Source organism: Streptomyces sp. CC224B (genome assembly GCF_030010595.1).
Classification (GTDB): domain Bacteria; phylum Actinomycetota; class Actinomycetes; order Streptomycetales; family Streptomycetaceae; genus Streptomyces; species Streptomyces longispororuber.
On the sequence record NZ_JASCXL010000039.1, the window covers coordinates 1 to 20,240 of the forward strand.

Annotated in this window: 18 protein-coding genes; 9 read left to right on the forward strand and 9 right to left on the reverse strand. The window is 75.0% G+C overall.

All coding sequences use genetic code 11. The features are described from left to right. Positions 1-376: 376 nt before the first annotated feature. The 3 genes from QK440_RS17395 to QK440_RS17405 all read left to right on the forward strand — a co-directional run bounded on the left by QK440_RS17395 (position 377) and on the right by QK440_RS17405 (position 4,592). On the forward strand, positions 377-2,596 hold the full coding sequence (locus QK440_RS17395) for an acetate--CoA ligase family protein (protein ID WP_282794022.1): 2,220 nt from the start codon (positions 377-379) through the stop codon (positions 2,594-2,596). Positions 2,597-3,083: 487 nt separating this feature from the next. Continuing rightward, positions 3,084-3,878 carry an enoyl-CoA hydratase-related protein gene (locus QK440_RS17400; RefSeq protein ID WP_282794023.1) on the forward strand — a complete coding sequence of 265 codons (795 nt, stop codon included), beginning with the start codon at positions 3,084-3,086 and terminating at the stop codon, positions 3,876-3,878. Positions 3,879-3,944: 66 nt separating this feature from the next. Then, positions 3,945-4,592 carry a flavin reductase family protein gene (locus tag QK440_RS17405; RefSeq protein ID WP_282794024.1) on the forward strand — a complete coding sequence of 216 codons (648 nt, stop codon included), beginning with the start codon at positions 3,945-3,947 and terminating at the stop codon, positions 4,590-4,592. Positions 4,593-4,629: 37 nt separating this feature from the next. Here the strand turns inward: QK440_RS17405 and QK440_RS17410 are convergent, their stop codons facing one another. Next, positions 4,630-5,958, reverse strand: a complete 1,329-nt coding sequence (locus QK440_RS17410) for an MFS transporter (protein WP_282794077.1) — start codon at positions 5,956-5,958, stop codon at positions 4,630-4,632. Positions 5,959-6,218: 260 nt separating this feature from the next. Here QK440_RS17410 and QK440_RS17415 point away from each other — a divergent pair, with 260 nt between their 5' ends. From QK440_RS17415 to QK440_RS17425, 3 genes are all read left to right on the forward strand, one after another. Continuing rightward, a complete protein-coding gene (locus tag QK440_RS17415) occupies positions 6,219-7,205 on the forward strand; it encodes a helix-turn-helix domain-containing protein (RefSeq protein ID WP_282794078.1) in 987 nt (328 codons plus the stop codon). A 286-nt stretch (positions 7,206-7,491) separates the two neighbouring features. Continuing rightward, positions 7,492-7,977 (forward strand): hypothetical protein, encoded by a 486-nt coding sequence (locus QK440_RS17420; RefSeq protein ID WP_282794025.1) that lies wholly within the window; start codon positions 7,492-7,494, stop codon positions 7,975-7,977. An 11-nt stretch (positions 7,978-7,988) separates the two neighbouring features. Further along, entirely contained in the window at positions 7,989-8,324 is a 336-nt protein-coding gene (locus QK440_RS17425) for a hypothetical protein (protein ID WP_282794026.1), read from the forward strand. A gap of 99 nt (positions 8,325-8,423) precedes the next feature. On the opposite strand, the gene QK440_RS17430 is transcribed toward QK440_RS17425, so the two are convergent. The 3 genes from QK440_RS17430 to QK440_RS17440 are packed head-to-tail and all read right to left on the reverse strand — an operon-like array spanning position 8,424 to position 11,715. Continuing rightward, on the reverse strand, positions 8,424-9,473 hold the full coding sequence (locus tag QK440_RS17430; RefSeq protein ID WP_282794027.1) for an alcohol dehydrogenase catalytic domain-containing protein: 1,050 nt from the start codon (positions 9,471-9,473) through the stop codon (positions 8,424-8,426). A gap of 48 nt (positions 9,474-9,521) precedes the next feature. Beyond that, positions 9,522-10,727: an acyl-CoA dehydrogenase family protein gene (locus QK440_RS17435; protein WP_282794028.1), complete on the reverse strand. Its 1,206-nt coding sequence runs from the start codon at positions 10,725-10,727 to the stop codon at positions 9,522-9,524. A 7-nt stretch (positions 10,728-10,734) separates the two neighbouring features. Further along, positions 10,735-11,715 carry an SDR family oxidoreductase gene (locus tag QK440_RS17440; protein ID WP_282794029.1) on the reverse strand — a complete coding sequence of 327 codons (981 nt, stop codon included), beginning with the start codon at positions 11,713-11,715 and terminating at the stop codon, positions 10,735-10,737. 83 nt (positions 11,716-11,798) lie between these two features. On the opposite strand from QK440_RS17440, the gene QK440_RS17445 reads away from it, so the two are divergent. Continuing rightward, positions 11,799-12,743 carry a cyclase family protein gene (locus QK440_RS17445; protein ID WP_282794030.1) on the forward strand — a complete coding sequence of 315 codons (945 nt, stop codon included), beginning with the start codon at positions 11,799-11,801 and terminating at the stop codon, positions 12,741-12,743. A gap of 513 nt (positions 12,744-13,256) precedes the next feature. On the opposite strand, the gene QK440_RS17450 is transcribed toward QK440_RS17445, so the two are convergent. The 3 genes from QK440_RS17450 to QK440_RS17460 all read right to left on the reverse strand — a co-directional run bounded on the left by QK440_RS17450 (position 13,257) and on the right by QK440_RS17460 (position 16,285). Continuing rightward, complete coding sequence (locus QK440_RS17450; protein WP_282794031.1) at positions 13,257-13,733, reverse strand: ATP-binding protein; 477 nt, start codon at positions 13,731-13,733, stop codon at positions 13,257-13,259. A gap of 515 nt (positions 13,734-14,248) precedes the next feature. Further along, positions 14,249-15,148 (reverse strand): acyl-CoA dehydrogenase family protein, encoded by a 900-nt coding sequence (locus QK440_RS17455; RefSeq protein WP_282794032.1) that lies wholly within the window; start codon positions 15,146-15,148, stop codon positions 14,249-14,251. A gap of 3 nt (positions 15,149-15,151) precedes the next feature. Then, positions 15,152-16,285: an acyl-CoA dehydrogenase family protein gene (locus tag QK440_RS17460; protein ID WP_282794033.1), complete on the reverse strand. Its 1,134-nt coding sequence runs from the start codon at positions 16,283-16,285 to the stop codon at positions 15,152-15,154. A gap of 214 nt (positions 16,286-16,499) precedes the next feature. Between QK440_RS17460 and QK440_RS17465 the strand changes: the two genes are divergently transcribed. Further along, complete coding sequence (locus tag QK440_RS17465; protein ID WP_282794034.1) at positions 16,500-18,050, forward strand: AMP-binding protein; 1,551 nt, start codon at positions 16,500-16,502, stop codon at positions 18,048-18,050. A 108-nt stretch (positions 18,051-18,158) separates the two neighbouring features. Here the strand turns inward: QK440_RS17465 and QK440_RS17470 are convergent, their stop codons facing one another. Both QK440_RS17470 and QK440_RS17475 read right to left on the reverse strand, forming a co-directional pair. After that, on the reverse strand, positions 18,159-18,656 hold the full coding sequence (locus QK440_RS17470; RefSeq protein ID WP_282794035.1) for an EF-hand domain-containing protein: 498 nt from the start codon (positions 18,654-18,656) through the stop codon (positions 18,159-18,161). A gap of 313 nt (positions 18,657-18,969) precedes the next feature. After that, complete coding sequence (locus tag QK440_RS17475; RefSeq protein WP_190138030.1) at positions 18,970-19,344, reverse strand: STAS domain-containing protein; 375 nt, start codon at positions 19,342-19,344, stop codon at positions 18,970-18,972. Positions 19,345-19,625: 281 nt separating this feature from the next. Here QK440_RS17475 and QK440_RS17480 point away from each other — a divergent pair, with 281 nt between their 5' ends. Continuing rightward, positions 19,626-20,237, forward strand: a complete 612-nt coding sequence (locus QK440_RS17480; protein WP_282794036.1) for a sigma-70 family RNA polymerase sigma factor — start codon at positions 19,626-19,628, stop codon at positions 20,235-20,237. Positions 20,238-20,240: the final 3 nt, after the last annotated feature.

A 20,240-nucleotide genomic window follows, 5' to 3' on the forward strand; every position in this document is an offset into this window, starting at 1 on the left:
CTCCCACGGCCCGACCCAGGGCGCCCCCCCCCCCCCCCCCCCCCCCCCCCCCCCCCCCGCCCCCCCCAGGCCCCCCCCCCCCCGGGGGCCCCCGCCCCCGCCCCGGGGGGGGGCCGCACCCCCCCCCCCCCCCCCCCCCCCCCCCCCCCCCCCTCCCCGGGCGCGCCCGCCGCCCGCCGCGGTATGCGCGCGCACGCCCACCGGGCCCGGCCGGACCCGGCCCGCCGCCCGGCGGACTTTGCCCGCCGCCCCATTCCTGACGGGCCGTCAGTTCAGTAACCTGACTATGCGTCAGTTCTGGGACACACGGGCCGGGCGGCCCTCCGCGCGCCCACGCCCCCACCGTCGTCACTGTCACACAGGAGCGGGCGGACCGATGCTTGGATCGACCTACGGCACCTTCACCCCCGACCCCCGCCGCGCACGCGCCGTCGCCTGCGGCAACCTCCCCTCCGCCACCGTCCACGGCCGCGCCGCCGCCGCGGGCGACCTGGACGTGAGCGGCCGCCCGCTGCACGCCGACGTACCCGACCTGGACCGCTTCTTCCGGCCCGAGACCGTCGCCGTCATCGGCGCGTCGGACACCGAGGGGCGGCCCAACTCCGGGGTCACCCGCCAACTCGCCGCCTGGGCCGCGCGCGTGGGCGCCCGGCTGTACCCGGTGCACCCCACCCGCCCGGCCGTCCTCGGCGTCCCCTGCGCCCGCTCCGTGGCCGAGCTGCCCGAGCCGGTGGACGTCGCCGCCGTCCTGGTGCGCGACCCGCTGCCCGTGGTCGAGGAACTCGCCGCCGCCAAGGCGCGGTTCGCGGTGGTCTTCGCCTCCGGCTTCGCCGAGACCGGCGCGGCCGGCGCCGCCGCGCAGGACCGGCTGGCCGCCGCCGTCCGCGGCACGGGGCTGCGCCTGCTCGGCCCCAACACCAACCTCAACGCCTTCCAGGAGTTCCGCGAGGACCTCGAAGGGCCCGCCATCGCCCTGCTCACCCAGTCCGGCCACCAGGGCCGCCCCCTCTACGCGCTCCAGGAGCTGGGCATCCGCCTCTCCCACTGGGCGCCCACCGGCAACGAGGCCGACCTGGAGGCCGCCGACTTCCTCGCGTACTTCGCCGAGCAGCCGGAGGTCGGCTGCGTCGCCGCCTACGTCGAGGGGCTGAAGGACGGCCGCCGCTTCCTCCTCGCCGCCGACCGGGCCGCCCGGCGCGGCGTCCCCGTCGTCGCCGTCAAGGTCGGCCGCACCGAGACGGGCGCCCGTACGGCCGCCTCCCACACCGGCAAGCTGACCGGCGCCGACACGGTCGTGGACGCGGCGCTGCGCCAGTACGGCGTGATCCGCGTCGACGGCCTCGACGAACTCCAGGACACCGCCGCCCTGCTGGCGCGGGCCCGCCCGCCGCGCGCCGACGGCGTCGCGGTCTACTCCATCTCCGGCGGCACCGGCGCGCACTTCGCCGACCTGGCGACCGCGGCGGGCCTGCGGCTGCCGCGCCTGTCGGCGGCGAAGCAGGCGGAGCTCCACCAGTGGATCCCGCACGACCTGAACGTCTCCAACCCCGTCGACAACGGCGGCCACCCCGTCGGCGACCCGCGCGGCCGGAAGATCATCGACGCGCTCCTCGCCGACCCGGAGGTCGGCGTCCTGGTCTGCCCCGTCACCGGTCCGTTCCCGCCCCTGAGCGACAAGCTGGTGCGGGACCTGGTCGCGGCGGCCGAGGACACGGACAAGCTGGTCTGCGTGATCTGGGGCTCCCCGGTCGGCACGGAGGACGCCTACCGCACCACCCTCCTCGGCTCCTCCCGCGTCGCCACCTTCCGCACCTTCGCCAACTGCGTCACCGCGGTCCGCGCGTACCTCGGCCACCACCGCTTCGCCGCCTCCTACCGCTCGCCCTTCGACGAGGCCCCGCGCACCCCCTCGCCCTCCTTCCGCAAGGCCCAGGCCCTGCTGCGCCCCGGCCACCAGCTCAGCGAGCACGCCGCGAAACAGCTCCTGCGGGCGTACGGCATCCGCGTACCGCGCGAGCAGCTCGTCACCAGCGCGGCCGCCGCCGTCCGCGCCGCCGGGCAGGTCGGCTACCCCGTCGTCATGAAGGCCTCCGGCGCCCGCATCGCCCACAAGACCGAACTCGGCCTGGTCAGGACCGGCCTCACCTCCGCCAGCCAGGTCCGCGACGCCTACCGCGACCTCACCGACATCGCCCGCTACGAGGACATCAGCCTGGACGGCGTCCTGGTCTGCCAGATGGTGGAGCGCGGCGTCGAGATGGTCGTGGGCGTCAGCCAGGACCCGCTCTTCGGCCCCACGGTGACGGTGGGGCTCGGCGGGGTGCTCGTGGAGGTCCTCCACGACGTCTCCGTCCGGGTGCCGCCGTTCGGCGAGGACCAGGCCCGGGCGATGCTCGACGAACTGCGGGGCCGGCCGCTTCTGGACGGCGTACGGGGGGCTCCGCCGGGGGACCTGGACGCGTTGGTGGAGGTGGTGCTGCGGGTGCAGCGGATGGCTCTGGAGCTGGGCGGAGGGCTGGCCGAGCTGGAGATCAACCCGCTGGTGGTACTGGGCCAGGGCGTGGCGGCCCTGGACGCACTGGTGCGCTGCGCTTGAGCCCGTGGCCCCGCCCACCCGCAGGGCCCCACCGGGCAGCCCGGCCCCGACCTCGCGGCTTGCACGCCGTCCCCAACCCACACCGCCGCTCCGCGGCGGAATCTCACCCACCCGCCCACCCGTGCCACCACACCTGATGGCCCGGCCCCGACCTCGCGGCCTGCACGCCGTCCCCGAACTGCACCGCCGCTCCGCGGCGGATCCTCACCCACCCGCCCACCCGTGCCACCACACCGGGCAGCGCGGCCCCGGCCTCGCGGCTTGCACGTCGTCTTTCACCCGGACCGCTGCGCGGTGGGGGTTTCAGCCCGTCCGGCGTTTGAGGACGAGGCGCGGAGCGCCGATGGGCCGGGGGTCCAGGGGGCGGAGCCCCATGGTTTCGGGAAAGGGGCGGGACTGGGGCGCCCCCGCGAGGCCCCACCGACCCACCGGCCCACACCAGTGCACCGCCCCACCGCCCCCTCCCGACCCCACGGACGGACACCCCATGCCCATCCACCACACCACCACCCACCACATCACCTGGATCACCCTCGCCAGGCCAGAGGCCAGAAACGCCCTGGCCCCCGCCCACCGCGACCACCTCGTCGCCCTGTTCGACGAGGCCTCCGCCGACCCGGACACCCGGGCCGTCGTCCTCACCGCCACCGGCCCGGCCTTCTGCGCCGGCGCGGACCTGCGCGCCCCGTCCGCCGCGCCCCCGGCCACGGGCGACCGCGTGGCCGGGGACGTGGCCCGTACCCTCCGCCGCGGCGCGCAGCGCCTCGTCACCGCCGTCCTGGACTGCGAGAAACCCGTACTCGCCGCCGTGAACGGCACCGCCGCCGGCCTCGGCGCCCACCTCGCCCTCGCCTGCGACCTGGTGCTCGCCGCGGAGTCGGCCGCGTTCGTCGAGGTGTTCGTCCGCCGCGGCCTCGTCCCGGACGGCGCCGGGGCCTACCTGCTGCCCCGCCTCGTCGGCCCGCAGCGCGCCAAGGAGCTGATGTTCTTCGGCGACGCCCTCCCCGCCACCGACGCCGCCCGCCTCGGCCTGGTCAACCGCGTCGTCCCGGACGCCGACCTGGAGAAGACCGCCCGCGCCTGGGCCGAACGCCTCGCCGCCGGGCCCACCCGGGCCCTCGCCCTCACCAAGCAGCTCGTCAACGCGTCCCTGGACGGCGACCGCGCCACCGCCCTGGCCGCCGAGGCCGCCGCCCAGGAGATCACCATGACGACCCGCGACGCCCAGGAGGGCGTGGCCGCCTTCGTGGACCGCCGCACCCCGATGTACGAGGGCCGTTGAGTCCGGGGCGGCCGGCCGCCGGGGAGGTTCCGATCTGACGGTTCGTCAGTTTTAATGGAAGGCGTGATGGGACACGCGGCAATGGCCGCCACCGTGGTCCGCTACCTCCGGTCGACCGGCGCCCCGGCCGCGGCGGCCCCGACGGGCCGCGGAGCCGCCGCGGGCCCCACCCCCGTGGGGGCCCACGGCGGTCACCGCCCCCGTCTGCGCGCCGTCCGCGAGGACGAACGCGCCCCGCTGGACCCGGCCGTGTTCCGCCGCGTCCTCGGGAACTTCGCCACCGGGGTCACCGTCGTCACCGCGCCGGGCGGCCCCGGCCGCTCCCCGGCGGGCTTCGCCTGCCAGTCGTTCTCGTCCCTCTCCCTCGACCCGCCGCTGGTCTGCTTCATGGTCGGCCGGGCGTCCACGACGTGGCCCCGCATCGCCCGCGCGGGCGTCTTCTGCGTGAACGTCCTGAGCGCGGACCAGGCGGAGCTGTGCCGCGCCTTCGCGGTCAGCGGCGCCGACAAGTTCGCGGGAGTGGCCCACGACCCGGCCCCCGCCACGGGCTCCCCACGCCTCGCGGGAGCGATCGCCTGGATCGACTGCGCCGTCCACGCCGTGCACACGGGCGGCGACCACCTGATCGTGGTCGGCCGGGTCGAGGCCCTGGACGCCCCGCGCGAGGGGGCGCCCCCGCTGCTCTTCCACCGCGGCTCCTTCGGCGTCGGCTGACCGGGGCCCGGGGTCCGTCCGGTGGCCCGTACGGGCCCTAGGCGGCCAGTTCCGCCTCCCGGCCGTTGCGCCGGATCACCAGAGCCATCAGCGCGGCCGCCGCGCACAGGCCCCCGGAGGCGTACCACACCACGTCGTACGAGCCGAAGACGTCCCGGGCCACCCCGCCCAGGAACGCGACCACCGCCGCACCCACCTGGTGCGAGGCCAGCACCCAGCCGAAGACGATGGCGCTGTCCGCCCCGTAGTGCTCCCGGCACAGCGCGAGCGTGGGCGGCACCGTGGCCACCCAGTCGAGCCCGTAGAAGACGATGAAGAACACCATCGGCACGTGCACGCTGGGCGCGAGGAGCATCGGCAGGAAGAGCAGGGAGACGCCGCGCAGCGCGTAGTAGACGGCGAGGAGCCGCCGCGCCTCGAAGCGGTCCGTGAGCCAGCCGGAGGCGATGGTGCCCACCACGTCGAAGACCCCGATCACGGCCAGCAGCGAGGCCGCGGCGGTGACCGGCATCCCGTGGTCGTGCGCCGACGGCACGAAGTGCGTACGGATCAGCCCGTTCGTCGACGCCCCGCAGATCGCGAACGAGCCCGCGAGCAGCCAGAACGGTCCCGTCCGCGCGGCGTCCAGGAGCACCCGTACGGCGCGCGCGGCGGCACCCCGCGCCGGCTCCGGCTTGGGCGTGAACTCGCCCCCGTACGGCGCGAGTCCGACGTCGGCCGGGTGGTCCCGCAGGAGCAGCCACACGAACGGCACCACGGCGAGCGCCGCGAGGGCGACCGTCACGGACGCGGGCCGCCACCCGTGCTCGTCCACGATCCACGCGCACAGCGGCAGGAAGACGAGCTGCCCGGAGGCGCCCGCCGCGGTCAGGATGCCGGTGACCAGGCCGCGCCGCGCGACGAACCAGCGGTTGGTGACGGTCGCGGAGAAGGCGAGCGCCATGGAGCCGGTGCCGAGACCCACCAGGAGGCCCCAGTAGAGCATGAGCTGCCAGCTCGCGGTCATCCACACGCTGAGCAGCGCGCCCGCCGCGACCAGGCTGAGCGCGGTCACGACGACCTTGCGGATGCCGAAGCGGTCCATGAGCGCGGCGGCGAACGGCGCGGTGAGCCCGTACAGCGCCATGTCGATGGAGACGGCGAATCCGATCTCGCCCCGGGACCAGTCGAATTCGTCGTGCAGCGGGTCGATGAGCAGCCCGGGCAGCGAGTTGAAGGCCGCGCCGCCGATGATCGTCACGAAGGTGACGGCGGCGACGAGCCAGGCGCGGTGGATCCGGGGCACCCGGCGCGCCGGGCCGGTGGCGGGCCGCGCGCCGTCCCCGCGTACGGACGTCTCGGTTGTCTGGGTCACGTCAGCCAGGATCCGGCCGGGGATCACCGCGATCGAGTGGCCCGGAGGACAGCGTTCGCTAGGATCGGGCCATGGCCGCCGCACGGAACGCCAATCGCCGGAACGCCCATCGCCGGAACGCCGACCGCCGGGACGCCGACCGGGCCGCCACGCGTCGGACTGCCGACCGGGACGCCACGGGCCGGGCCGCCACGGGCCAGGACCGGAACGCGGGCGCACCGGCCGACGGCCGTCCCGCGGCGGACCTCCGGCACCGGGTCGTCGTCCTCGTCATGGACGGTGTCATCCCGTTCGAACTGGGCATCCCGCAGCGCATCTTCGGCCGCGCCAAGGACGCCGCGGGGCGGGGCTTCTACAAGGTCGTGACCTGCACGGCGCGTCCGCCCGGCCCGGTCCGCACGGACGCCGACTTCGACATCCTCGTCGAGCACGGGCCCGAGGCGCTCGCCACGGCCGACACGGTCGTGGTGCCCGCCTCCTACGAGCTGGGCCCCGTCTACGAGGAGGGCCGCCTCACCGACGACCTCGCCGCCGCTCTCGCGCAGATCCGCCCGGGCACCCGCCTCGTCTCGATCTGCACCGGCGCCTACGTCCTGGCCGCCGCGGGCCGCCTGGACGGCCGCCCCGCGACCACGCACTGGTGGCACGCGGAGCACTTCCAGCGGCTCTTCCCGAAGGTCCGGGTCGACGCGGACGTGCTGTTCGTCGACGACGGCGACGTGCTCACCTCCGCCGGTGTCGCGGCGGGCCTCGACCTGTGCCTGCACCTGGTGCGCCGCGACCACGGGGCCACCGTCGCCAACGAGGTCGCCCGCTCCACCGTGGTCCCGCCGCACCGCGACGGCGGCCAGGCGCAGTACGTCCAGCGGCCCGTGCCCGAGCCGCGCCTCGCGACGACGTCCGCCGCGCGGGCGTGGGCCCTGGACCGGCTGCACGAGCCGCTGCAACTGCGTGACCTGGCCGAGCGGGAGGCGATGTCCGTCCGCACCTTCACGCGCCGCTTCCGCGAGGAGGTGGGCGTCAGCCCCGGCCAGTGGCTCACCCGCCAGCGCGTCGAGCGGGCCCGCCACCTCCTGGAGTCCACCTCCCTGTCCGTGGACCGGATCGCCCGGGAGTCCGGCTTCGGCACGGCCCAGTCCCTCCGCCAGCACCTCCAGAGCACCCTGGGCGTAACCCCGACGGCCTACCGCCGTACGTTCAGCTCGACGCCGGGCACGGCACACCTGCCCGGACACCCGCCTGCCCGCATTGCGAAGTGACACCGAGGAACCCTTTTCCGGCGCACCGTTCGCAGCTGAGAAGTAGCCGATAAACCTACCCCTAATCCCCGCCGACATTCCTCCGTAAACGAGCCCGATGCCGCATCCGGAAGCTCAGGTGAATGCCGCTCCCCCCAGAGGCGCCGGACCGCCGCACCGAAAGTCACCGGATTGCGTGCGCCCCTTCCTTGTGTACGTGATGACGGTCACGCGGGACGCCACTTGCCATGCGCGCCGCGGCGGCGCCAAGATCGAACTCCTCTGACCAGCCGAGGAGTCCGTACAGGTGAAGCACAACCGCAGGATCGCCGTACATTTCGCCGCCGCCATGGGGGCGCTCTGCATTTCCCTTTCCGCGCCGTCGGCCCATGCCCAGGAACAGCGCTCCGACAGCGTCACGCAGGCCACGAAGGCCGACCCGTGCAAGGGGAAGCACTACTCCAAGGTCGCGTACACGTTCTACCGCGGGCCTTCGAAGATCCCGCTGCGCTGCGGCACCAAGACGTGGGGCTACAAGCACATCGTGAACCACGGCCGTTGGAGCACGGCCTTCAAGAACAAGATCAACGACACGCTCTGGAAGGGCCACGAAGTGCGCCCCGGCGTGGTGTACCGCTACAAGCCGGGAACGGGCTGCACGCCGAATCCGAAGAAGAATTTCAAGGTGGTATACAATAAAGGACCGCTCGGCGGAAAGCCCGGCGGCCTCACCCCGCAGGGCATCATCACGGCCACCGTGGAATACACCGCGATCGCCAGGGCCGCATGCTAGAGAGGTGAGCCATGGCCACGTCCGGGCAAGTCCGGGAAGCGCTCGGAGAACGACTTCTCGGCGCACAGCAGGAATGGCCAGGATTCTCCATCGACGTACGGGAGCTGCGCGTCACGGAAGTATCGCCCCGGCTGCTTCTCGTGGAACTCGACATTCGAGCCCAGGGTGAATCGTGGCGGGTTTCCCTTGATTATCAGGGGCAGGAAGCCAGTCTCGTCAGCGGTGACCTGACCGACGAGGCCGCGGAATATCTCGCCCTTCTGGTGCGCACCCATCTCTTCGAGTGGTGGCACACCAAGGACACCGAGAAGGCGTCCCGGCGCAAGGGCACCCGGCTCGACACGTGACAGCGGGGGCGGCGCACGCACGCGCACCGCCCCCGCCGCGCTGTCCGCGCCCGGCCCGAGCGACGCGCGCCCCCCGCCCCGGTCCCGGCGCCCCCACCCTCAGAACACCACCACCCCCCGAGCCCCCCGCCCCGCCTCCGCGTCCGCCCGGGCCAGGGCGAACTCCCCCACCTCGTACGTCCGCGTCACCAGCTCGTCCAGCAGCAGGCGCCCCGCCAGGTACAGCTCCGCGTACAGCGTGAAGTCCCGCTGCGGGCGCCCCGCCCCGTAGCGGCAGCCCAGGATCGACTTGTCCAGGAACAGCGAGGACACGGCGAACGAGGCCTCCGCCCCGGCGGCCGGCACCCCGAGGAGCACCGCCTGGCCGTGCCGGTCCAAGGCGTCCACGGCCTGCCGGACCAGGTCGACGCGGCCCACGCACTCGAAGGCGTGGTCCGCCCCGGTGGGCAGGACGCGGGTGACGTCCGCCATCGAGGTCAGGAAGTGGGTCGCGCCGAACTGCCGGGCCGCCGCCTCCTTCTCCGGGTTCGCGTCGACGGCCACGACCGGCCGGGCCCCGGCGAGCCGCGCGCCCTGCAGGACGTTGAGCCCGACGCCGCCGGCGCCGATCACGACGACGGAGTCCCCGTACGCGACGTGGGCGCGGTTCAGCACGGCGCCGACGCCGGTGACGACCGCGCAGCCGATCAGGGCCGCCGAGGTCAGCGGGATCTCCTTGGGGATCCGCACCGCCTGCACGGCCCGGACGAGCGTGCGCTCGGCGAAGGCGGAGACCGCCGCGAACTGGTGGAGCGGGCCGCCGCCCCGGGTGAACGGCTGCCGGGGCGCCCCGATCGCCTTGCGGCACATGGTGGGCCGCCCCCGGTGGCACTCCGCGCACGCCCCGCAGTTGGCGATGGTCGACAGGGCCACGTGGTCACCGGCGGTGACGTGCGTGACGCCCGGGCCCACGGCCTCCACCACGCCCGCGCCCTCGTGCCCGAGCACCACCGGCACCGGGAACGGGATCGTCCCGTCGAGCACCGACAGATCGCTGTGGCACAGCCCGGCCGCCGCCACCGCCACCAGCACCTCGCCCGGTCCCGGCTCGCGCACCTCCAGGTCGTCGACGACCTCCACGCCCCGCCCGTCGAACACCACCCCCCTCATCGCGCACCCCGTCCGCGCCCACGTCCCGTACCGGCCATCGCGCACCCCTCACCGAGGCCCCCGGGCCTCTCTCGGCAGGCCGAGCACCCGCTCGGCGATGATGTTCCGCTGGATCTCGTCCGAGCCGCCGTAGATCGTGTCGGCGCGCGAGAAGAGGAAGAGCCGCTGGGCCGCGTCGAGCCGGTAGGGGTCCTCCGGGGACCAGTCGCCGGGCCCGGCCGCGCCGCGCGCCCCGCGCACCCGCACCGCGAGCCGCCCCAGCCGCTGGTGCCACCCGCCCCACAGCAGCTTCGCCACACTGGGCGCGCCGGGGTCGCCACCGCCGAGGGTGCGCAGCGCGTTCCACCGCATGACCCGCAACTGCGCCCACAGCTCGGCGAGTTCGGCCCGTACGACGGGATCGTCGGCGGCGCCGCCGCGCACGGCCTCGCGGGCCACGTCCGCCAGTTCGGCGGCGAACCCGATCTGCTGGGCGAGCGTCGACACGCCCCGCTCGAAGCCCAGCAGCCCCATGGCGACCCGCCACCCGCCGCCCTCCCCGCCGACGAGATGGGCGGCGTCCGCGCGCGCCCCGTCGAAGAACACCTCGTTGAACTCGGCCGTGCCCGTGAGCTGCCGGATCGGCCGCACCTCGATCCGGCCCGGCTGGTCCATCGGCACGAGCAGGAACGACAGGCCCTCGTGGAGCCGCGCCCCCGGCGGGCCGGTGCGCGCGAGCACGAAGCACCAGTCGGCCTCGTGGGCGAGCGACGTCCAGACCTTCTGCCCGCTGATCCGGTACGCGCCCCCGTCGCGCTCGGCGACCGTCCGCACCCCCGCCAGGTCGGAGCCCGCCCCCGGCTCGCTGTACCCCTGGCACCACAGGGCCTCCCCGCGCGCGACGGGCGGCAGGAACGCGTCCTTCTGCTCCGGGGTCCCGTACGCGAGGAGCGTCGGCGCGAGCAGCTTCTCGCCGATGTGTCCCACGCGCCCGGGCGCCCGCAGCCGCGCGTACTCCTCGGCCCACACGACCTGCTGCGTGAGCGTCGCCGTCCGGTTCCCGTACGCGCCCGGCGCCGTGTCCCAGCCGATGCCGATCCACCCGCCGCGCCCCAACTCCCGCTCCCAGGCCCGGCGTACGTCCACCCGCTCGTGCTCGCCGCCCGGGCCGCCGTGCCCGGCGGCGGCCGCGTAGGCGCCCGTGAGGTGCTCGGCCAGCCACTGCCGCGCCGCCGCCCGGAACGCCTCGTCCCCGGGGCCGGGTCCGAAGTCCACGGCGGGCCTAGGCGGCGGGGCCCGCGGGATCCGGCCGGGCGCCGGCCGCCGCCCCCGGCGCGGGCCCCGGCGCGGGTCCCGCGTTCGGGCGCGCCCCGTCCGCCGCGGCCCTCGCCATCGCCTCCACCCGCGCGAGCAGGGGCATCGGGTCGCTGCCCACCGTCCCGGGCAGCACGTCCGCGATCCGCTCCGGGGTCCAGCCGCCGTCGGCGTACGCGGCCCGCAGCTCGCGCGGCTGCGCCCACACGGCGATCTTGGGCCCGGCGACGGTGTACACCTGCCCGGTGATCCGCTCCCGCCGCGCCCGGTCGCTCAGCAGGTACACCACGAGGGCGGCGACGTCCTCCGGCTCGCCGATCTCCTTCAGCTCCACGGGCACCTGCGCGGACATGCGGGTGCGCGCGACCGGCGCCACCGCGTTGGCCGTCACCCCGTACCTGTGCAGGCCGAGCGCCGCGCTGCGCACGAGCGAGATGACGCCGCCCTTGGCGGCGCTGTAGTTGGCCTGCGAGACGGAGCCCTGGTGGTTGCCGCTGGTGAAGCCGACGAGGGTGCCGGAGCGCTGTCCGCGCATCACGGCGGACGCGGCCCGGAAGACGGTGAAGGTGCCCTTGAGGTGGGTGGCGAGGACCGGGTCCCACTCGTCCTCGGTCATGTTGAACAGCATCCGCTCCCGCAGGATCCCGGCGACGCACACCGCCCCGTCGAGCCGCCCGTACGCGGACAGCGCCGTCTCGACGACGCGTCGGCCGCCCGCCATGGTGGAGACGTCGTCGGCGACGGCCACGGCCTCGCCGCCCGCCGCCGCGACCTCCTCGGCCACGGCCTCGGCCACCCGGCTGGTGGGCTCGGCGCCCGCGACGGACACCCCGTAGTCGTTGACCACGACCCGGGCGCCCTCGGCCGCGGCGGCGAGCGCGACGGCCCTGCCGATGCCGCGCCCCGCGCCCGTCACGGCCACCACCTTGCCTGCCAAGAAGTTCCCCACACCGGCCCCCTCCCGCGGTTTCTGACGGACCGTTAGATTTTAGGGCCCGTCGGTCGCGGTGACACAAGCCCCGGGGAGGCCCCATGTCGGCGCCACGCGCACACCCGCCCATGCCGCCGGAGTTTCACGAGATCGCCCGGCGCGTCAACAACTGGGGCCGCTGGGGCGCCGACGACGAGCTGGGCACCCTGAACCTGATCACCGACGACGTGGCGCGCGCGGCCGCCGCCACCGTCCGCACGGGCCGCCGCGTCCCGCTCGCGCTGCCGCTGCGCCACGACGGCGTCCAGACGGGCCTGATCCCCGGGCGGGTCAACCCGCTGCACACCATGACCCAGGTCAACCGCCGCCTGGGCCCCGGCCCGGTCGCCACCAGCGACGACGCGGTGGTCATGGGGCTCCAGGCGGCCACCCACTGGGACGCGCTGCCGCACGTCTCGCACTCGGGCCTGCTCTACAACGGCCGCCCCGCCGACACCGTGACGGCCCACCGGGGCGCCCGCTACAGCTCCATCGACAAGGTCCCGCACCTCCTCACGCGCGGCGTCCTGCTCGACGTGGCCCGCGCGCGGGGTGCGGACCGGCTGCCGGGCGGCCACGCGGTGACGCCCGAAGACCTGGACCGGGCCGAGGAGTTCGGCCGGGTGGCGGTGCGCGCCGGGGACGTCGTCCTCGTCCGCACCGGCCACATGGCGGTGTACCTGGCGGGCGACCGGGACGCGTACGCCCACCCGTCGCCGGGACTCTCGTACCGGACGCCGGAGTGGTTCCACGCGCGGGACGTCGCGGCGGTCGCCAACGACACGCTCACCTTCGAGGTCTTCCCGCCGGAGATCGAGGGCCTGTGGCTGCCGGTGCACGCCCTGCACCTGGTGGAGATGGGCATGCTCCAGGGCCAGAACTGGAATCTCGAAGAGTTGTCCACAGCCTGTGGAGAAGAGTCCCGCTACAGCTTCCTGCTGGCCGCGACGCCCGAGCCGGTCACGGGTGCCACGGGCGCGCCGGTGGCGCCGGTCGCGGTCCTCTGAGCCGCGGACCCCTTCCCTCGGGGCCCGCTCGGAGTTCGGGTGGCGGCGCGTCGGCGCCTGCCCCTGTCGCGTGTCCGCGCGCCGCCATCCGCTCCGGCGTACGAGCCCCGCCCCCCTGGTGCCCTGAAGGGGCGCGACGCCGAATCGCGACCCGCACCTCGCCAAGGACCGGGCCACAGGCGCCACCGTCCCTCGGCGTCCCCTCGCGGCGAATCGCTGCACTCAAGCGTGATCAGCCGGACACGCTACGTCAACACCCGCTCGGGAATTTATGCCCTATGCCGCTTTTGCTCCGCCCGCGCACGGACGCGCACAGAGGCACAACACGGCGCACGCGCCGACACGACAGGGGGCACGGTCGGCACAGGCAGGCGAGAACCGGCCGATCCGACGCGTCCGGCGCCTGCGGACGCGGCATGCGGCGCCGACGCGAGGGAAAGGGACGAAGCCCCGGACGGAACACGGCCGGATCAGCGGACCCCGAGCCGACACCTTCGCGGGAACACGGCCGGATCAGCGGACCCCGAGCGCGACACCCTCGCGGGCCGGGTGCCGGAACGCCGCCCCCCGCCCGGGAGGCGGCGCCTCGCACCGGTCCACCTCGCACCAGATCCGCTTGCCGGCCCCTTCGTGCTGCCAGCCCCACCGGTCCGCGAGCCCGTCCACCAGCTCCAGGCCGCGGCCGTTCGTCTCGTCCCGCTCCGCGTGCCGCTGCCGCGGCGGGCGCGCGCTGCGGTCGGCGACCTCGACGCGGACGGTGCCGGGCTCGCTCGCGGGCACCCCGGGGAGCAGCATGCGCAGGACGGCCGGACAGCCGGTGTGCACCACGGCGTTGGTGACCAGCTCCGAGATCAGCAGGATCAGCGTCTCGGCCACGGGCTCGTCGGCCGCTATGCCCGACCCCGCGAGCCGCGACCGCGCCCATCTGCGCGCCCGGCCCACTTCCGCGGGGTCCGGCCCGACTTCTAGCTGAACTTGAAGCACCTGCACCGCTCACACCATCCGAACCGGCGGACACATCGCCTCGCGACTCCACAGGGTCACGGAACGTGAGCCCCTCGGAAGCCAGCATGGTTGACGTACAGTCACCCCAACAAGCGCTTCGGGCATATTCCAGCGCGAAGGAGTACGCGTACGGCATACTGTGCGACGCGCGCCGCGGGGGGTCGGACAGGCGGGCGCTCGGCCGTGTCCTGTCCGGCGAGCGAAGCGCGTTACCAGGCACGGAGGGCCCTCGGGGGCTGCTCCGGCACGGTTCGGCCTCAGGACCACTCGCATCTCACACAAGGTACCGGAGCCGGGCGCCGACTCCGCGTCGCGACGAGTCACGCAAAGGACACAACCCGGTATCGACGTTCCGTAGCCCCACGGGCGTCCGGCATTTCTCACGTCGATCACACTCATGGTCAGCACAGCGTGACATTGCCATCCCATCCAGCTACGGACGCCACAGGAGACGACGCCCGCCCCGCAAAACACCGCACACGCCACCAACCACCCACACCTCACCAACCACCTTCATCGCACCATCCCTCACGAACGTCCCCGCACAGCGCGGCGGCCAGCTCCTCCTCCGCGCGCGCCGCCGTCGTACCGAGCCGGGCGCGCACCCAGGCCCGCTTCAGGTGCAGGTGCACGTCGGCCTCCCAGGTGAAGCCCATGCCGCCGTACACCTGGAGGCAGTCGCGGGCGTTGCGCACGGCGGCGTCGTCGGCGAGGAGCTTGGCCGCGACGGCCTCGCGCGGGTCGCCGGTGACGGCGGCGGCGTACACCGCGGCGCGGGTCAGCTCGGTGCGGACGAGCAGGTCGGCGCAGAGGTGCTTGACCGCCTGGAACGCGCCGATGGGCTGCCCGAACTGCTCGCGCTCACCGGCGTAGCGGACCGCGGCGTCACGGGACGCGCAGGCGGAGCCGAGCTGTTCGGCGGCGAGCAGCAGCGAGGCGGCCGGGCCGTCCTCCCGGCGGCCGGGGACGCGGTGCAGCGGTGTGAGCGGGTCGACGGAGCGCAGGGGTTGGGCCGCGGTGACGTCGCCGCGCACCACGTCGGCCGCGGCGAGCCAGGGCACGAGCGTCCCGGACACGGCGGTGACGACGGCCTCGCCGGTGGCGGCGCCGTCGACGTCGCCGGCGGCGAGGAACGTCGCGACCAGCGGCCCGGGCACGAGCGCCCGCCCCGCCTCCTCGAACACCAACACCGCTTCCGCGGCGCCCTGTCCGAGCCCGCCGCGCGCCTCGGGCACGCACAGCGCGAAGAACCCGGCCTTCCCGAGGGTCCGCCACAGCTCCCGGTCCAGGCCGGGCGCGTCCACGGCGGCCCGCAGCGCGTCCCGCCCGAACCGGGCCCGCAGGATCTCCCGGAAGCCGTCCCGCAACGCGCGCTGGTCGGCGCCCAGTTGGAAGTCCACGCCTCACCGCCCCTTCGGCAGCCCGAGGAGCCGCTCGGCCACGATGGTGCGCTGGATCTGCGAGGTGCCGGCGGCGATGGTGTACGACAGCGACGACAGGCGCTCCCGCGTCCAGGGCCGGCCGAGGTCCAGGGCGTCGTCGCCGAGGACGTCGGCGGCCGCGTCGTACAGCTCCTGGCGCGCGTGGGAGTAGCGCAGCTTGAACACGGATCCGCCGGGGCCGGGGACGCCGCCGGTGTGCTGGGCCTCGGCGGCGTTCCACTGCGCGAGCCGCCACAGGGCGCCGAACTCGGCGCTCAGGCGGCCGAGTCGGCGGCGCAGCACGGGGTCGTCCCACCGGCCGTTCGCGCGGGCCTCGCGGGCCAGGCCGCCGAGCACGCGGCGGCAGGCCACCACCTCCCCCGCGAAGGCGGTGCCCCGCTCGTAGGACAGGGTCACCAGGGTCACGCGCCAGCCGTCGTCCTCGGCGCCGACCCGGTGGTCCACGGGCACCCGCACCTCGTCGAGGAACACCTCGGCGAACTCCGTGGACCCGGCGAGCGTGCGCAGCGGCCGTACCGTGACGCCCGGCGCGGCCATCGGCAGGGCGAGCCAGGTCAGGCCCCGGTGCTTGGGGGCGCCGGGGTTCGTGCGCACGAGGAGTTCGCACCAGTCGGCCACCTCCGCGTGCGAGGTCCAGATCTTGGAGCCGCGCACCACGTAGTGGTCGCCGTCCCGCCACGCGCGCGTGCGCAGCGACGCCAGGTCGGAGCCCGCGTCCGGTTCGCTGAAGCCCTGGCACCACACCTCGTCGCCGCGCAGGATCGGCGGCAGCCAGCGCGCCCGCTGCTCCGGGGTGCCCTCGGCGGCGAGGGTCGGCCCCGCGTGCAGCAGTCCGACGAAGTTGGCCCCCACGTAGGGGGCGCCCGCCTTCTCCGTCTCCTCCAGGAAGATCAGCCGCTGGGTGGGCGTCGCCTCCCAGTGCACGCCGCCGTAGCCCGCGTCGTACAGCGCCCGCTGCCAGGCGGTGTCGTACGCGCGCCGCCCCGGCCAGTCGTGCGGCGAGGGGGGCGCGGGCAGCGTCGGCAGGGTACGGGCGAGCCACGCCCGCAGCCCGTCGCGGAAGGCCTCCTCCTCCTCGGTGTACGCCAGGTCCATCAGCCGCGCCCCGGGCCCGGGGCGCGGGCGCCGCCGTTCCGCAGCAGTTCCATGCGCCGCCCTCCGTCGCCCACCATCTGACGGTACGTCAGCTCGCAGGCTAGCCCCGCACCCCTGGACCGGCAAGGCGCGCGGCCCTACGCTCTGCCCGCCGACTGACACACCGTCAGTTTCCGCGCCGCCGGCGCTCGCTCGGCCGTCCGAGGAGGCACCCGTGACCGACACCGCCCACGCGCTCGCCGCCAGCGCCACCCTGTGGGAACTGATCGACCGGCGCGCCGCGCTCACCCCCGGCGCCCCGGTCCTCATCCAGGCCGCCGCCGACCCCGCCGCCGACCGGACCCTCACCTTCGGCGGCCTGCGCGAGCGCTGTGAGCGCGTCGCGGCGGGCCTGTACGAGCGCGGCGTACGGCCCGGCACCGTCGTCGCCTGGCAGCTGCCCACGCGCATCGAGACCGCCGTGCTCTCCTTCGCCCTGGCCCGGCTCGGCGCCGTCCAGTCGCCCCTGATCCCCTCCCTGCGCGAGCGCGAGGTCGGCTTCGCCCTGCGTACGTCACAGGCGGAGTTCTTCGCCGTCCCCGGGGTGTGGCGCGGCTTCGACCACACGGCGATGGCCCGGCGCCTGGGCGCGCGCACCGTCCTGACCGCGTACGACGAGCTGCCCGACGGCGACCCCGGTGTGCTGCCCCCGCCGCCCGCCGACGGCACGGCCGTGCGCTGGATCTACTGGACCTCGGGCACGACGTCCGAGCCCAAGGGCGTGCTGCACACCGACCGCTCCCTGCTCGCGGGCGGCGCCTGCCTCGCCCACGCCCTGAGGCTGTCACCGCGGGACGTCGGCTCGATGGCCTTCCCCTACGCGCACATCGCCGGGCCCGACTACACGGTGATGCTGCTCCTGTACGGCTTCCCCGCGGTGCTCTTCGAGCGGTTCGCGCTGCCCGACGCGCTCGACGGCTACCGGCGGCACGGCGTGACCGTCGCGGGCGGCTCCACGGCGTTCTACACGATGTTCCTCGCCGAGCAGCGCAAGGACCCCGCCCGCCCGCTGATCCCCACCCTGCGCCTCCTCGCGGGCGGCGGCGCCCCCAAGCCGCCCGAGCTGTACCACGCCGTCGTGCGCGAGCTGGGCTGCCAACTGACCCACGGCTACGGCATGACCGAAGTACCCATGATCACCATGGGGTCCCCGGACGACGCCCCCGAGCACCTCGCCACCACGGAGGGGCGCCCGCCCGCCGGCATGGAGATCCGCGTCACCGACGCCGCCGGGGCGGAGCTGCCGCCCGGCACCGACGGCGAGATACGGCTGCGCGGCGAAGCCGTCTGCCGCGGCTACCTGGACGCGGCCGCGACCCGCGAGGCCTTCGACGCGGACGGCTTCCTGCGCACCGGCGACCTCGGGCACGTCCTGGACTCCGGGCACCTGGTGCTCACCGGCCGCGCCAAGGACGTCATCATCCGCAAGGGCGAGAACATCTCCGCCAGGGAGATCGAGGACCTGCTGCACGGCCACCCCGCCGTCGCCGGCGCCGCGGTCGTCGGCCTGCCCGACCCCGCCCGCGGCGAACGCGTCTGCGCCGTCGTCGAACGCGCGCCCGGCGTCCCCGACCTGACCCTGCCCCAGGCGACGGCGTACCTGCGCGAGGCGGGCCTGGCCGCGCACAAGCTCCCGGAGCAGCTGGAGGTGGTGGACGCGCTGCCCCGCAACGAGACGCTGCGCAAGGTCCTCAAGTACGTGCTGCGGGAGCGGTACGCGGACTGAACGGGGGTCGCGAGCAGGGTGAGCCGCGCGACCAGGCGCGGTGGGGCGGTCGTGGCCGCGGGCGCGGGGCGACGGCCCGGTGCTCGCCCGCGGACCGCGGCGTCCGCCCTACTCCGGAACGGTGAAGTACGACGCGAAGGCCGACACGACCTGATCCTCGGTCACCGGGCCCAGGGCCTGCGCGGCCAGGGAGGCGATCTCGCGCTCCACGCCCAGCGCCCGCAGCGCCCGCTCCACCTCGGCCCCCTGGGCCACCCCGTCGCCGTCGCCGTCCGCCAAGGCCAGGGCCGCGTGCAGGAAGGGCCGCGCGATCTCCGCGAACCCGGCGGGGTTGTCCCGCAGCCGCTTCACGGCGCCGCCCACGAACTCGTCCCGGGTGATGCGCTGGTCGCCGTCCCGGTCGGCGATCCCGGCCATGCCCTGCCAGAACGCCTCCGCCCCGACGTACAGGGCCTGGCCCCGCTCGGACCGCGCGGGCACCTCGAACTCGGCGAGCAGCGCCGCGGCCGCCGTGCTGAAGTCCTCACGGGAGATGTAGCCGTTGCCGTCCTGGTCGAAGGTGGCGAAACGGGCCGCGATCCTGCGCTCGTACTCGGCACTGTCCATGGTGTTCGGGCCGCCTCACTTCTCATGCGGGTGGGGGTACGTCCGACATGGCCGCGGCCACGTCAGATGTCCGTCAGTTTCTGTTCAGCGAGCGTACGACGCCGTCGCCCGCCGGGAGGCGGAAAAGCGACGCTCGTGCCGAGACCGCGGGAATTCCGCGACGAGGGAGTGTCACGGACGCGCTCCGGGCCCGGCGGGCACGCCGACGGTGGCATCCGCTCGGAAAGGTTGTACCAGTAATCCGATCTTGACAGGTATACAGGGTTCCGCTTACCCGCGCGCGCCCGCCGGACGCGGCACGAACGTCCCGCCGCTACGCCGAAAGAGGCTCGGCCGCGTCGTCCACCGCCCGCGCCGCGTCCGGGTACACCTCGAACAGGCGGCGGACGCCGAGCGCCGCGAGGACCCGGTTCACGTGCGAGCCGTCAACCGCCCCCTGGGCGGGCAGGATCAGCCGCAGCCGGCCGCGGCAGGAGCGCATCAGGCGGCGCGTGGCGATCAGCACGCCCACGCCGCTGGAGTCGCAGAAGAGCACCTCGGACAGGTCGAGGACCACGCTGCGGCGGCCCTCCGCCACCGCCTCGTGCACGCGCTGGCGCAGCACCGGCGAGGTCAGGAGGTCCATCTCGCCGGACACCCGCAGCACGGCCCAGCCCCGCTGTTCGCCGACGGCCACCTTCAGCGCCACGCGCCACGCCTCTCGTCCACCGGGCTCCCCGCCTCTCTCGTCGCCGCCGTCTCGGCCACGTTCCATGAAACACCAGACCCACCCGCGCCCGGAAAGGGGGCGTTGCGGACGACCGGCCCAATATCATCCGCCGCCCCGCCGGGCCCCCGCATCGCGGCAAAGAGCCGGAAAGCGAGGGGAAAGCGGTGCGCTGTCAGTGCGGCCGACTACATTCGAATCAACGGTGAAGGCGAGCACGGCGAGCGCACGAGGGGGACGCACCGCGTCGGTGGGACCGCCGCATGCAGCAGCGACTGGCGCACGGGGAGGCCGCGGCGCTCGGCGAGCTGTACGACCGCTTCGCCTCGCTCGTGCACAGCCTGGCGCACCGCGTCCTGGGCGACGTCGCCGCGGCCGACCGCGTCACGCGCGAGGTGTTCACCCACATCTGGGAGAACCCCGAGGCGTACGACCCCAAGCAGGGCCCGCTGCGCTCCTGGATCGCCACGCTCGCCCACCAGCAGGCCGTCCACCGGCTGCGCCACACCGAGTCCGCCGCCCTCGCCCGCGGCGGCGGTGCCGGCACCCCCGAGGAGCTGGAGCGCAAGGTCCGCCGCGCCTCCGCCGCCGCCCGCGCGGACTACATCGTCACGGCCATGCCCGCCCCGCTGCGCGCCGCCCTGGAGCTGGCCTACTTCCAGCGGCGCGACTACCGCCAGACCGCCGCCGACCTCGGCGTCACCGAGGACGAGGCCCGCCGCAGGCTCCGCCTCGGCCTCCAGCTCCTGTCCACGGCGTACGACACCCGGGACACCCGGGACACCCACGGCACGCGCGACACCACCGCCGTCGCCGACCCCACGGGTCCCACGGGCCCCTCGTACGGCGCCCATGGCTACGGGAGAGCACTGTGAACA